This is a genomic window from Hirschia sp. (assembly GCF_058892565.1).
The window spans coordinates 1-14,763 of sequence record NZ_JBZXVU010000013.1 but is presented as its reverse complement, the minus strand read 5'-3'; the positions used below and the strand labels follow the sequence as shown (position 1 = coordinate 14,763).

The following is a 14,763-nucleotide window of genomic DNA, read 5'->3' as shown; positions in this document are numbered from 1 at the left end:
ATAGAACTTCACAATGTAGGATTTTAATAATTATACACTTAGCTGCAGCGGCTGATGAGGATACTTTAAAATACAAGACAGCACATAAGACAATCTGTAAATTAAGCACGGCAACTGAAAGAAATTTGTATATGTTCAATTAGTTAACAGGATCTCGCCACCCTAGCTCACGACTAATTTGACGTGTTGCTTCTTGAACAACTGGAATAAGCGACTGCATTCGCTCATCATCCATATATTGAGCGGCACTAGATACACTCACAGCCGCGACAATTTTATTTTCCACATCTCGAACAGGCGCAGAAACACATCTCACGCGGTCTTCATTTTCTTCAAGGTCAAACGCATAATCCCCTTTAGAATAATTGCGCATCCGCTCCAGCCACACAGGAAGTGTACTACTGTATTCATCATTTTCTGACGCGTACATTTCTTCCCAAGCCTCTTCGGTTTCTTCCAAAATGAGCGCCTTCCCAAGCCCTGTCGTTGTAATAGGCTGACGCTCACCAACGTGAGAGCTGATGACAACCCGTCTTCGCCCGGGAACTTTCTCTAGATACAGCACGCTTTTTCCATCAAACACGCCGAAATGGACCGTGTCTTCGGTCTCTTTGGCAAGGTTTTCTAGAATAGGTCGTGCAACATGCGCAAATTCAATTTGATCCCGTGCATAACTACCCAAAGCCAGAATAACGGACCCTAAACTATATCCCCCACGAGGCGTAAACGATAGAAAACGTCGCTCCACCAACGCAGTGGCGAGGCGGTGCGCTGTACTTCGAGTGAGGCCCAACCGTTCAGATAGCTCTTTAAGCGTCACCTCTCCATCTCGGACCGCCTCAAGAACATCCAAACCACGCATTAGCGTTTGTGCACCGCTGGTTGTCTTCTCTGGGGGCGCAGCATCCGATTGCTTTGTCTTTTTTTCAATTTTCGCCATGATTCGAAACCTCCAGAAATGTTCGGATTCTGAATACAAAGAAAAACATCATCCTGCAATGTGGGAATTTGCCTCAAATATTATGCAGACTTCCCCTATTATTGTAGGTTGACGAACATCCCACCATCTACCAGCAAAGATGCGCCCGTCACATATTGAGACATATCAGAAGCCAAAAACACAGCTGGACCGACAAGATCTTCAGGCTTGCCTAATCGCCCAAGCGGTGTTCGCGCTTCCATGTATGAACGCTTTGAAGCATCAGCCAGATCATCTCTGTTTATCTCAGTTTCTATTGTGCCCGGCAAAATCGCATTGCAACGAATATTATGCTTTCCAAGCGCAATGGCTGTCGATTGCATTAGTGATAAAAGACCTGCTTTTGTCGGCGTATAGTGAGTCTGATACTCACCGCCGACCAAAGCAGAAATAGAACTGATTGCAATGATAGATCCACCTGTTTTCTGCGCAACCATTTGGTTCGCTGCTGCTTGCACCATATAATAAGCACCATGCAGGTTCACCCGCATTGTGCGTTCAAATACCTCTGCAGGCATGTCAAGAAAACTATGGAATGGGCAAATTCCAGCATTGCTAACAAATACATCCACTTTGCCCAACACTTCTACAGTCTCTTGAACAAAAGATATTGCAGACTCAGGCAGCGCAACATCACCAGATATAGCTAGAGCTTTTTGTCCAGTTTCTAGTATTGCCTCTTTTGTTTTCAATGCACCTTCGTCGCTGCCCCAATAAGAAAATGCCACATCAGCTCCCTCGCGGGCGGCACCCATTGCAATAGCTTGACCTATCCCTGATGAGCCCCCTGTTACCACAACAGTCTTACCTTTGAGCAGCATTTTTAAGTTCTCCCACATTGATATTCATTCGGTTTATCTTGAGTTGACACCAAATTTCTTATATTATAAGACACAGTCCCACATAATAGCAAATCAAAATACTCAAAATCAAACTGGGAGGTTTAATTTAGCATGACATTCCCAAAAATTATTGATGTTCGCGCCTACGTTCTTCGAGGTGGGGGAGCCGATTACCACGATCAGTCCAGCGGTCACTGGATTGATGATAATATCGCAACCCCTATGTCAAAATATCCCAATTATAGGGAAAGTCGACGCAGCTTCGGTATAAATGCATTAGGCACACTTGTTGTTGAAGTCGAAGCCGCTGACGGAACGATAGGATTTGCCGTCACAACTGGCGGCGAACCAGCTGCTTATATTGTTGAGAAACATCTTTCTCGCTTCATAAAAGGCCAAAACCCAGCAGACATAGAAATTATGTGGGATCAAATGTATTTTGCGTCCCAATATTATGGGCGCAAAGGATTAGTTATCAACGCTATTTCAGGCGTTGATCTTGCTCTTTGGGATTTACTTGGGCGTCTACGCCAAGAACCCGTTCACGCCATGATTGGCGGCGCTGTACGCGACGAACTCAGCTTCTATGCAACAGGTTCCCGCCCTGACCTTGCAAAGGAAATGGGGTTTATCGGTGGAAAAATGCCTCTTCGCTACGCCCCTATTGAAGGCAATGCGGGAATGCAAAAAGCCGTTGATGATATCGGTGAAATGCGTAGCCGTGTAGGCGATGATTTCTGGCTCATGCTCGATTGCTGGATGGCCCTTGATCTTGATTATGCAACCCGCCTAGCCATCGCCGCTCATGAACACAAATTAAAGTGGATTGAAGAGGCGCTCAGCCCCGATGATTATTGGGGATATCAAGCCCTCAAAAAGGCTGTTCCTTCAGGCATGCTCGTTACAACGGGTGAACATGAAGCCACGCGCTGGGGCTTCAGAATGCTTTTAGAAATGGAATGTTGTGACATTATTCAGCCTGATGTTGGTTGGTGTGGCGGCCTAACTGAACTCCTCAAAATATCTTCGCTTGCGGATGCTCATGGAAAGCTCGTCATTCCACACGGTTCATCTGTCTACAGTTATCATTTCGTCGCAACACGTCACAATAGCCCATTCGCTGAATTTCTAATGATGGCTCCAAATTCAGATAAAGTTGTTCCGATGTTCTCCCCGCAACTGATCGGGGAACCCGTTCCGAAAAACGGCCGCCTATCTATCAGCGAGTTAGATAAACCCGGCTTCGGTGTCGAACTCGACCGGACGCTTAACCTTCATCGCCCCTATAAAGATTAAAGAGAATTTCCATGAGACTTTGCCGATACGGTCAGCAAGACAACGAAAAACCTGGAATAGTTGATGATGATGGCCGCATTCGTGACCTGTCAGCGTATATAAAAGACCTCACGCCATCCACACTAACACCAGAAATGATGAAAACCCTGTCGGAAATTTCGACATCGTCTCTTCCTCTCGTTCCTGAAAATGCTCGCTATGGCGTACCTGTAAATGGAATCTCGAAAATTATAGCCGTTGGCCTCAACTATGCTGACCACGCTAAAGAGTCGAATTTGCCAATTCCAACAGAGCCAATTTTGTTCATGAAAGCTGTTTCTAGTCTGAACGGCCCTAATGATGATGTCATGCTTCCTCAAAACTCTGAGCATTCAGATTGGGAAGTTGAACTTGGCGTTATAATCGGACAGCAGGCATCCTATGTCTCTGAAGACGATGCTCTTTCCCATGTGGCAGGATATGTTCTAGCAAATGACGTGTCAGAGCGCTTCAATCAAAAAGAACGCGGCTCTCAATGGAGCAAGGGAAAAGGACATGACACGTTTTGTCCTGTCGGCCCATGGCTCGTCACACCAGATGAAATTAGCGATCCCCAGTCTTTGAATATGTATCTGGATGTAAATAAGGAACGCAAGCAAACCGGAAATACCAAGACGATGATTTTCTCGGTTAAAGAAGCCATTTCATACATTAGCAGATATGTAACGCTGATGCCCGGTGACTTGATCATTACTGGTACTCCACCTGGTGTTGGTGAAGGCCAAAAACCCAATCCTCAATTCCTAAAAGCTGGGGATGTCATGGAGCTAGGAATAGAACAATTAGGCACCCAAACTCAAACCGTCACCGCGTGGCATTCAAAAAATCTGAAAAGTAGAGGCTAGTCATGACCTACAACGATAGATTTGCCGGAAGAACTGCTATCATTACGGGTGGAGCGTCTGGACTTGGATTAGCATGCGCACAGCGCATCATTGCAGAAGGTGGCCGCGTCACTATCTGGGATATGGACGAAGTTGGGCTACAAAAGGCAAAACAAGCGCACCCCTCTATTCATACTAGATTGATCAACATCACTAATCCTGACGAAATTGAAAGCGCTGTCAAAGAAGCATTTGATGCTATGGGACGCATTGATATTCTAATCAATAGCGCGGGCATTACAGGTGAAACTGCACCAATCCAAGATTTCTCAATTGAAAGCTGGCGTAAGGTGATGTCAATCAACCTTGACGGTGTGTTTTTCACATGCCGCGCAGTTATTCCTTTTATGCTTAAAAATGCCTATGGACGCATCATAAATATCGCATCAGTCGCCGGTAAAGAAGGCAACCCGAATGCATCGGCTTATTCAGCTTCCAAAGCAGGCGTTATTGGATTTACCAAAAGTCTAGGTAAGGAACTTGCTCAATCAGGTATCATTGCCAACAGCCTAACACCAGCAACATTTGAAAGCCCCATTCTGGATCAACTTCCTCAAAGTCAGGTCGATTACATGCGATCCAAAATCCCGATGGGACGCCTTGGAATAGCCGAGGAAAGTGCGAGCATGGTTTGCTTTGCTGTGAGCGAAGAATGTTCTTTCACAACCGCAGCCACTTTTGACACATCTGGAGGTCGAACGACTTACTAAACTTAAGGGGAGAAAGCGGCTCAGAATAAAAGATCGCCCCCCCGTGGAGGAAGCAATCAATGCGCAACACACCTTTTGTCGATGCACATGTACATTTTTGGGATCTAAAAGCCACGGAATATCCGTGGCTAACCCCTCCTTTTGCTTCTGATGGGCTAATGGGGTCCGTAGAAGCTATTGCTTCCAATTATAGCCCCATAGAATACGCAAAAGATGCAAGAAATTGGAATATTGCTGGGCTTGTACATATTGATGCAGGTGCTGCACCCGAATATGCAACCAATGAAACACGTTGGCTAGATGAGCTAATATCCCAGCATAATGCCCCTTCAGGGATAATCGGTTTTGCCAATCTGATGGACCCCAACCTTCATGAAGTGCTGGACGCCCATTCTCAAAGCTCAGCATTTCGTGGCATTCGGCAAATCGTAAACTATCACCCTAACCCTTATCGAACATATACACCTACAGACCTAACGCTCAATGACGCCTGGAAAAGCGGTTTCGCACAACTCGCGAATTATGGGTTAAGCTTTGATCTACAAGCCTACGGGTCTCAATTTCCAGCACTCTCAAAATTCTTTGCAGAACATGACGCGATTCCCGTCATGATAAATCACGCAGGCATGCCATTTCATGATGAATATGAAGACTGGCAAAAAGGCATGAAAGCTCTAGCTTCTTTGCCTCAATGTTCTGTTAAAATATCCGGTTTTGGTATTACTGACCACAATTGGAATAAAAACTCCATACAACCATATATCACTGAATTAATAGACTTATTCTCTCCAGATAGGGTCATGTTCGCCAGTGATTTTCCAACTGACAAACTTTATGCCGACTTTGACACATGCCTAAGCGCCTATGCTGAAATTATCCAAGGTTTCAGCAATGACGAAAAGCGAAATATGTGGGGAAGAAACGCCAACAAATTATATCGATTGGGTTTGCCAATATGACATCAGCAATAAGGTTTGGATAGCAATATGAAAATTGCATCAACGCATGATTTTCGTCGCAAAGCGAAAGCCAAACTTCCTCGCTTCCTGTTTGAATATGTCGATGGCGGCTCGTATGATGAGGTCACACTTCATCAAAATGTAGAGGCATTGCAAAAAATTGCGCTACGCCAGCGCGTTTTATGTGATGTGTCTGATATCGACTTATCTACCACATTATTTGGTCAGAAAATGGCACTGCCCGCAATTCTAGCACCTGTTGGATTAGCCGGCATGTATGCGCGACGCGGCGAAGTACAGGCCGCTCAAGCCGCTGAAGAATTTGGCATACCTTTCACCCTATCCACAGTATCTGCATGTCCATTAAAAGAAGTCGCCTCAAAAACTAAAAGGCCTTTCTGGTTTCAACTTTACATGATCCGCGACCGTGCATTCATGAAAGATCTATTGCAACAGGCGATGGAAGCAGAATGCAACGCCCTTGTCTTCACAACAGATATGCCCGTTCCGGGAGCACGTTACCGCGATTATCATTCAGGTTTAGCAGGCAGTGCTGGTGTTTTAGGAGATATGCGACGCATTTTTCAGGCCATTCAACACCCCCAATGGGCTTGGGATGTAGGCGTGTGCGGTCGCCCACACCAATTGGGAAATGTTGCCCCCGTTTTAGGAAATCAGACAGGGCTTGAAGATTTTTTTGCATGGATGCGGAATAATTTTGATCCATCAGTCACTTGGGAAGATATTGATTTTATTAGAAGTATCTGGAAAGGCCCACTTATTATCAAGGGCATTCTCGACAAAGATGATGCAATCCGCGCAGCCGATTTTGGAGCAGATGGCCTCATCGTCTCAAATCATGGTGGCCGACAACTCGATGGTGTACCCGCCTCTTGCCATGCTTTGCCAGCCATTGCTGAAGCTGTTGGGTCGCGCGTCACAATTTTGGCTGATGGCGGCGTCCGAAATGGTCTGGATATCGTAAGAATGATGGCCCTTGGTGCAAACGGCGTCCTTTTAGGACGTAGCTGGATATACGCCTTAGCGGCTGAAGGCAAACACGGCGTTTCCAAAATGCTAGATCTGTTCGCTGCAGAAATGAAGGTCGCAATGACTCTCACCGGTGTGACACGTCCTGAACAAATCAATCAGTCTATTCTCGTAAACAACAATAATAATATTTAAGGGGGTCTACCATGAGTGAAAATCCAATCTTAGGTGTATTTTTTCATTGGCTTGGCGGGCTATCATCTGCCAGCTTTTATGTACCTTATAAAAAAGTTAGAGTTTGGTCTTGGGAGATATTCTGGCTAACAGGCGGCATATTTTCTTGGATCGTTGCACCTTGGATGTTCGCTCTATTGGGCACAAAGGATGTTATAGGTGTTCTCACAAATTCACCGACATCCGCCCTTCAATGGTGTTTCTTTTTTGGAACGCTATGGGGACTTGGTGGACTGACTTTTGGTCTCACAATGCGCTATTTAGGGGTCTCCCTCGGAATGGCTGTCGCATTGGGCCTCACCACTGCCTTTGGAACGCTTGTTCCACCAATTTTTGCGGGTGAATTTGCGCAAACACTCCTCTCCAATGCAGGAGGCCTTTTCATCCTAGGAGGTATCGTACTAACCCTTATTGGCATTGCAGTCGTCGCGCTTGCGGGACATTCCAAAGAGAAAGAAACAGCACAAACAGACCAGCCGAAAACCGCCGATGAATTCAACTTCAAAAAAGGCATACTGGTCGCGATTTTCTCAGGGATTATGTCCAGTTGTTTTGCCTATGGCCTCGCAGCTGGGCAACCTATTCGCGACCTGTCTCTTGCCGCTGGCACAGGCGTACTTTGGCAAGGCCTACCGGTACTATGCGTTATTCTCGCAGGTGGATTTGCAACAAACTTTATCTGGTGCAGCATTCTGATTTACAAGAATAAGTCAGCCAAGCAATGGTTTGGACACGCAACCAATGCTGACATTTTACCAGACGCCTCTACAGACTCATCAGCAGGCGCTAAGACAGCATCATCGTCCTCTCTCGTCCTGAATTATGCGCTCTGCGCACTCGCAGGTACACTTTGGTACCTTCAATTCTTTTTCTACACGATGGGTGAAAGTCAGATGGGGCGCTTTGGCTTTTCATCTTGGACGCTCCATATGGCCAGCATCATCATCTTCTCAACGTTGTGGGGCTTCTCTCTTGGAGAATGGAAAACCTCCAGCATAAAAACCAAACGGTTGGTCTGGCTAGGTATCGCCACACTCGTCGGTTCCACAGCGATTATCGGTTACGGAAATTCCATCAGCTAACCCACATGATATCAATTTCAGTTAGGAATAAAGACCATGTATAACAGACGAAAAATTTTATTGGCGGGAAGCGCCGGACTAGCTGCAACCTCCATTCTAACTGCCTGCAATGGCGCAGCCCTTGTTCCCAATGCCATGACAGGCGCAGGCATCGTCAATATCCGTGATTTTGGAACCAAAGGTGATGGGTCAACAATAGATTCCCATGCGATCAACCGCGCAATTGATCATGCCGCCAGCATGGGCGGAGGCATGGTTTTTTTCCCTGCTGGAACTTACAGTTGTTTCACGATCCGATTGAAAAGCAATATCACGCTTTACCTCGACAATGGGGCCATCATCAAAGCTGCACCCAACCCTGAAGAAGGTTCTCCAGGATACGATCTGCCAGAACCTATTGATCCAGCTATTAAAGACTATCAAGATTTTGGCCACTCCCATTTTCAAAACAGCCTTATCTGGGGTGAAAATCTTGAAAATGTCTCCATCATTGGTGATGGATTAATCTGGGGCAAAAACCTCAGCCGAGGTGATGGCAGCTATAACTATATGGACGACCCCCATTACCCCGGCACCGGCAATAAAGCCATTGCTCTGAAAAATTGCCGCAATGTGCTGCTGCGTGATTTTAAAATGCTTGAAGGTGGTTGGTTTGCCTTGCTTGCGACGGGCGTTGATAATTTGACGATCGACAACCTCATTGTTGACACCACACGCGATGGTTTTGATATTGATTGTTGCCGCAGTGTGCGTGTCAGCAATTGTACCGTCAATTCACCATGGGATGATGGCATCTGCCTGAAAAGCAGCTATGCGCTGGGTTATGCTCGCGCCACAGAGAATGTTTCAATAACCAATTGTTTTGTAACTGGTAATTATGAAATCGGATCTGTGTTGGATGGCACATGGAAAAAAATGCCCGCTTCATTTGCTCCCCAAGTGCATGGCCGCATAAAATTTGGAACCGAATCCAATGGCGGATATAAAAACATTACCATCAATAATTGCACCTTCGAAGACAGTCAGGGTTTTGCATTAGAAACTGTAGATGGTGGAGACCTTGAAGATGTCACCATTTCCAATTGCACAATGCGCGGCAATTATTCCTCCCCTATTTTCCTAAGACTAGGACGCCGGATGCGCGGCCCTGAGGGTGTGCCCATTGCCAAGTTACGTCGTATTTCAATTACGAATATTACCAGCTCTAGCGCTGCTATTTTGCCTTCAATTATAGCTGGGATACCTGGACACCCTGTTGAAGATGTCAAAATTGCAGACTGTTATTTCCACCAGATAGGCGGAGCTCCCGAAGAACTAGCCTCAAGAGTTCCACCTTTGGAAGAGCTTGGTTATCCTGAACCCAATATGTTTGGTGATTTGCCAGCGACTGGCTTCTACATCAGAGATGCGCGTAATGTTGAAATGAGCAATATAGAAATCGCTGTCGAAAAGGCAGACCCAAGAGCAGCCTTCTGGCTTCGCGATGTCGAAGGGGCAGATTTCTTCCGTATGCAAATTCCTTCAAATGCACCGGCTTTCCACCTCAACAATGTATCAGACTTTAGAAGTTTTGGTAGCACTGACATTGCTGACACAATGATAGCTAAAGCCGATTCTGAGATTTTTTAATATCTAGTGAGGGGACATTAAATTTGTCCCCTCCTTTCCCTAAAGTGCACTCACAAGCGCATCGTTTACATAGATATTTTTCAATGCCACACCCTTTGTATGCGCAATTAGGCTTGGGCTAGAAACACCGTTAAAGATACAGTCTTTCAATGAGATATTTTCTATCTCAGCTTTAGCGAAACCTTGGCTATCAAGAACCCGAACAGCTTTTTTTACCGCAATACTCTGCATTGAGACATTGCGTAATACAGGCGTAAATGGACCATTTATTCCCTCTTCATAATTGAAATCACAAATCATAACAGCGCGTGCAACCTGACCGACTTCAATATTGCGAAGGTGAATATTTTCAACCACACCGCCGCGCATCGCATTATTCTTTATCCGCAACATATACCATAAATCGGGGCTATCCATTGCACAGCCCTCTGCATACACATTGAAAACATCACCCGAGATTTCACTGCCAATAACCACGCCGCCATGTCCTGCTTTCATCTGACAATTTCGAATAAGTATATTCTCACTCGGAACAGCCACACGCCGGCCATCTGCATTGCGCCCTGATTTTATAGCAATACAATCATCACCCGTATCAAAGTAACAATTCTCGATCAGCATATGATCTACAGATTCAGGGTTGCAACCGTCATTATTGGGCCCATGCCCAACCACTTCCACCCCTCGCACAATAACATTGCGACTCAAAACAGGGTGAATATTCCAAAACGGTGCATCCTTTAAATGAATGTTCTCAACCAGCACATTTTCACAATTGTAAAACTCAACAAAAGATGGGCGTAAATAATGTCCTGGGCCAAAACGACGTTGTTCAACCGGAATACCAGACTCTGCCATCTCAAAAAGCGCTTGGCGATCAGGAGTTTGATGGCCAACACCTTCTCGCCAACCGAACCGCTCTGCGCCGCACCATGGCCACCAGTGTTCATTGCTGGCCTGACCATCGAGAACCCCTTCACCCGTGATCGCGACATTTTTAGCATCTCTTGCGTAAATCAAGGGGGAATAATTCATAACTTCTACCCCTTCATATCGTGTTAGAACGACAGGGTAATCCATTGGATCAGTGCTAAAGATCAATCTTGCACCGGCACTCACATTAAGTTCTATATTAGAATGCAATTGAATAGCGCCAGTCAAATAATGACCGTCCGGCACTCTGATTTGTCCACCTCCTGCCTTCCGACAGGCGTCAATTGCCGCTTTAAATGCAGCAGTATTATCAAATATTCCATCGCCTCGCGCATCGAAATCAGTCAGAAGAAACTGCGCTTTAGGTATAGAAGGCGGTGTTATTTTTTGCCGAATTTGTTCTGCTTTTTCCCAAACAGGATCAGCAAAAGCCCGTGGGAGATTAGTCTGACAAGCACTGACGCCGCAAAATGCGCTGGCATACATAAAGGATCGTCTGGAAATTGAATTTAGCATTTCATCTTTCTCCAAGGTCATCTCAACATAGTTATAAGAAAAAAGGTGCGACCTTGATAGATCGCACCTAGTTCGTGGGAAAAAATAGAACTCGTTTCTTTTCTAGAAACGCTGATTAACGCTGACGAATAGCACACGCCCTTGGACATCATATGTTGCTGGGATTGTGTTACCACCTCCTAGAGCATACGAACCAAGAACAGGTGGGTCTTCATCCAGCAGGTTACGAACACCTGCTGTAAATTTGGTGTTCTCACCAAATTCATATCCACCCGTTAAATCCCAATAAAGGATCGGGTCGATTGTTGGAGTGACGACAGTGCTTGGATCAGTGAAACTTTCACCACGTGCACGCGGCACCGCAATGGAATCATGTGTTAACTCGCCGATATAACGTCCACGCAGAGACACAAGCGCAGGACCTGAGCTCCAAGTTAGACGCGCATTCCCTTTGAATTCAGGCAATGGTTGTCCACAAGTACCACCCCATGTGGCCACACATTCATTGGTAAGTTCTGGCAATTCCTGAATAGGAGTAACAGTGAACTCATCAGTGTAAGTCCATGCTGTGTTAATCTCCCAAGAACTACCACCGTCAAACAGACCCCAATCTGTATCGAAGCGATATCTAGCCTGAACATCCAGACCAGACGTCTTAATACCACCAATGTTCGCATTCGTTGTAAGAACATTATCTGGACCGGTAATTTCACCTGTTTGTGTGTCTCTGTTCACGGCCTGACAATAAACACTATTGGCATCTTGCAGAACATTATAACAGAGGTTCAACACGTTCTGAATTCCGCCACCACCAAGTGGAGCAATCGCATCTTCCAATTCGATATCGAAGTAATCAACACTTAGTACAAAACCTTCAAACCAGCTTGGTTCATAGATCATACCTAAAGTTACAGTATCAGATTCTTCAGGGCTTAGATTTTCATTTCCGCCTCTCACCTGAGTTAGGAATGGTGATGGTTGAACAGATGCATCAAAGACGAGGTTTGTTGGAACACCCGTTGCTTCACACACTGCGCGAACAGCGTCGGTCTGATCTGCGGCTGGTTGCAATGAAGAACATGGATCAACAGCACTTGGGCCATCTGTACCTTGTCCGCCATACAATTCACCCACATTAGGTGCTCTAATTGCATGCTGGAACTGACCACGGAAAGACAAGTCTGTTGTAACGGCCCATTCCACACCAGTGGAATATGTCCAGACTGCATCTTCAATTCCGGGCGAGTCATAATCTGACACACGGAAAGCACCGTTCAGGTTCAACCGCTCAAATCCGGGTTGATCTGCAATAATGGGAACGCGAACCTCACCGAAGATCTCTTTTACAGATTGACCACCACTCGTGGCTTCTGCCGCATTCCAACCTGACACATCGCCAGAACTCAAAAAGCGGTCTGGTGTATAAGCTGATGTCGCGTCGCGTGTTTCAAACCCAAGTGCAAAGTCCACTGGTCCAGCAGGCATATCAAATGCAACACCTGTCAGATTCGCCACAAAGACTTCCTGTTCTGCATCAATCTTGGAGATTGAAGTCACACCAATTTCTTCAGCTGCAGCGGCAGAAATATTTTGGCCAAACGGGTTCAGCAATGGCGCATTTCCGCCGTTTGAAAGCATGGCACCTTGAATACGACTTAAAGAGACAGACCCTCTTTGAACAATCGTTTCAGATGTTCTGGCAAAGCTAAAATATGTATCATAGCTAAGTTCTCTCAAGAAAGAATCAGACACATCCCCCAGCTCACCACGCAAACCAATCGCTGTGCGGAATACAGAATGATCAGCATTCGCGGAACGTGTCGGCAAGTCGTTGAAACGACGGTTGTAGTTTAAAATTGCCAAACCATCATTTGCAGTCGTGTCCATGCTGAACGTACCGCGATTGATTGTCGTCGTTCCAGTTTCACGCGCATCAAGCAAAGTCAGAATGTTTTGCATCTCTGTGCTTAAATATGGGTTATCTGTCTCAACAAGGAAATTCCCAGTCGCATTTGTCGGTGCAATCTGCACGTCCGAAATGTTGCTGCTATAGTGCAACTCCATATAACCAGTTGCTTTTTCGTTGAAATCATAATGCCCAAAGACATTTCCCATCCAACGTTCTTGTGGTGTCACAAGATACGAGTTCGGTGACAAATCAAAACGGTCATCTGGATCTAAAAATGGACGAACGCTTGTGCCTGTTTGGTCAAAAATAGCACCAAGTGATGTCATGTCCTGAAGACCGGCCGCAGCCAAAGCGGCGTCAAACGTCGCGTCAGAGCCAGCAGACCCAAATGTTGGCAATCCACCAATACGACCATTTGGTACTGCACTAGAACCACCCGTCACGAAACCAAGGCGTCCACCTGCTTCTTCACACGTTTGTCCAGAAGGAACACTTAAAGCCGTACCAGCGCCGCTGTCACTATAAGAAGCAGCAGTCACACATCCATCACTTAGGCCTTGAGCTGCCCAATCACCTCGCTCGGCTAAAGTCATGCCCCCGCGATTTAAATATCCGATGGATGCAGTCAAATTACCGCGGTCATTGTCAAAATTACCACCAAGCGTTAGGTCGACACTATATGTCGGTGTGCTGGTCGGAGAATCCCAGGCAGATTGAGCGTTTATTTCAACACCTTCAAAATCATCTTTGAGCAGGAAGTTTACAACCCCTGTTATCGCATCAGAACCATAAACGGCAGACGATCCACCCGTCACCACTTCAGTCTGTTTGATCAACGCAGCGGGAATTGTATTGATGTCCGTCGTCATCGCTGGACCAGTAATCGCAAAGCGACGACCATTCACGAGGACAAGGTTACGTGTCGCGCCAAAATTGCGAAGGTTCAGCGTCGATACACCAACCGGTGAACCCGCTTGTACAGTGTTGGCTTTAGGACCTTCAGTTTGGTTTCCACTAAATTGCGGAGTATCTAGAAGGAGGCTCTCAACATTCTGCGTACCTGACAGAACGAATTCTTCTTCACCCAAAATTGTCACAGGTGTAGGCGCGTCATATCCCCGATCGGCAAGGCGAGAACCTGTTACCGTAATAACATCAAGAACTTGCTGACCTTCAGCTTCTTCTTCTTGAACATCTTGAGCAACTGCCACACTTCCTAAACACATGCTCGCTGCTAAAATAGCACTGCTTCCAAACAATGAGTTGCGAAGTATTCGCCTATAATGACTCACCGATTTGCTTTGATTTTTCATAAGTGTCCTCCTCCATTTTTTTAAACTTATTCAGCAACTTAAATTGCCTTTAGTTCTTATTTGCTTTGACCGAGATGAGTGAGAGCAAGCTTTCAAAGTGTGTAAAAGGCTGTGCAACTTCCCCGCCCTTTCAAACTCTTCAGATGCTTATTCACTTAAATATTGAGTGATCCCCTCATTTCTCGACGCTATCCCTAGAACTGTTTTGTTCACCTTACTAAATACCACATATTGGGAATTATATTTAGATGTTGGGAATATGGCATTGTCGTCACAATTTGTAAAGCCAAAAGCAACGCATCAACCTCAAATTGGTTAAACCAAAAATCAACACATCAATGGATCAACATGCAAAAACGCCGGTTATCATCTATTTATGGCAGTAAAAAATGGATATTCATCTATATTTCCACTAAGAAGAGATACCATTGACAAATTGGTCCAACAG

At 45.7% G+C, this 14,763-nt stretch carries 11 protein-coding genes; 7 read left to right on the top strand and 4 right to left on the bottom strand.

Features of this window, described 5'->3' with window-relative positions; all coding sequences use genetic code 11:
• Positions 1-139: 139 nt before the first annotated feature.
• Positions 140-940, bottom strand: a complete 801-nt coding sequence (locus AC5EF3_RS05470) for an IclR family transcriptional regulator (RefSeq protein ID WP_015828577.1) — start codon at positions 938-940, stop codon at positions 140-142.
• Between the two features lie 98 nt (positions 941-1,038).
• On the bottom strand, positions 1,039-1,800 hold the full coding sequence (gene lra1 / locus AC5EF3_RS05465; protein ID WP_493547316.1) for an L-rhamnose 1-dehydrogenase Lra1: 762 nt from the start codon (positions 1,798-1,800) through the stop codon (positions 1,039-1,041).
• Positions 1,801-1,932: 132 nt separating this feature from the next.
• Here lra1 and rhmD point away from each other — a divergent pair, with 132 nt between their 5' ends.
• Genes rhmD through AC5EF3_RS05430 form a run of 7 tightly spaced genes read left to right on the top strand, consistent with a single transcriptional unit; the run spans position 1,933 to position 9,644 of the window.
• Positions 1,933-3,117: an L-rhamnonate dehydratase gene (gene rhmD, locus AC5EF3_RS05460; protein ID WP_493547315.1), complete on the top strand. Its 1,185-nt coding sequence runs from the start codon at positions 1,933-1,935 to the stop codon at positions 3,115-3,117.
• An 11-nt stretch (positions 3,118-3,128) separates the two neighbouring features.
• Entirely contained in the window at positions 3,129-4,001 is an 873-nt protein-coding gene (locus tag AC5EF3_RS05455; RefSeq protein WP_493547314.1) for a 2,4-didehydro-3-deoxy-L-rhamnonate hydrolase, read from the top strand.
• Between the two features lie 2 nt (positions 4,002-4,003).
• The gene (locus AC5EF3_RS05450) at positions 4,004-4,750 is read left to right on the top strand and encodes an SDR family NAD(P)-dependent oxidoreductase (RefSeq protein WP_015828581.1); all 747 of its coding nucleotides are present in this window, start codon (positions 4,004-4,006) and stop codon (positions 4,748-4,750) included.
• 59 nt (positions 4,751-4,809) lie between these two features.
• Positions 4,810-5,709 (top strand): amidohydrolase family protein, encoded by a 900-nt coding sequence (locus AC5EF3_RS05445; RefSeq protein ID WP_493547313.1) that lies wholly within the window; start codon positions 4,810-4,812, stop codon positions 5,707-5,709.
• Positions 5,710-5,736: 27 nt separating this feature from the next.
• Positions 5,737-6,894, top strand: coding sequence for an FMN-dependent L-lactate dehydrogenase LldD (lldD, locus tag AC5EF3_RS05440; protein WP_493547312.1), 1,158 nt, complete (start codon positions 5,737-5,739; stop codon positions 6,892-6,894).
• Between the two features lie 11 nt (positions 6,895-6,905).
• On the top strand, positions 6,906-8,015 hold the full coding sequence (gene rhaT / locus AC5EF3_RS05435) for an L-rhamnose/proton symporter RhaT (protein ID WP_493547311.1): 1,110 nt from the start codon (positions 6,906-6,908) through the stop codon (positions 8,013-8,015).
• A gap of 36 nt (positions 8,016-8,051) precedes the next feature.
• On the top strand, positions 8,052-9,644 hold the full coding sequence (locus AC5EF3_RS05430) for a rhamnogalacturonidase (RefSeq protein ID WP_493547310.1): 1,593 nt from the start codon (positions 8,052-8,054) through the stop codon (positions 9,642-9,644).
• Between the two features lie 39 nt (positions 9,645-9,683).
• Here the strand turns inward: AC5EF3_RS05430 and AC5EF3_RS05425 are convergent, their stop codons facing one another.
• Positions 9,684-11,093 (bottom strand): glycoside hydrolase family 28 protein, encoded by a 1,410-nt coding sequence (locus tag AC5EF3_RS05425; RefSeq protein ID WP_493547309.1) that lies wholly within the window; start codon positions 11,091-11,093, stop codon positions 9,684-9,686.
• A 102-nt stretch (positions 11,094-11,195) separates the two neighbouring features.
• Entirely contained in the window at positions 11,196-14,315 is a 3,120-nt protein-coding gene (locus tag AC5EF3_RS05420; protein ID WP_493547308.1) for a TonB-dependent receptor plug domain-containing protein, read from the bottom strand.
• Between the last annotated feature and the right edge of the window lie 448 nt (positions 14,316-14,763).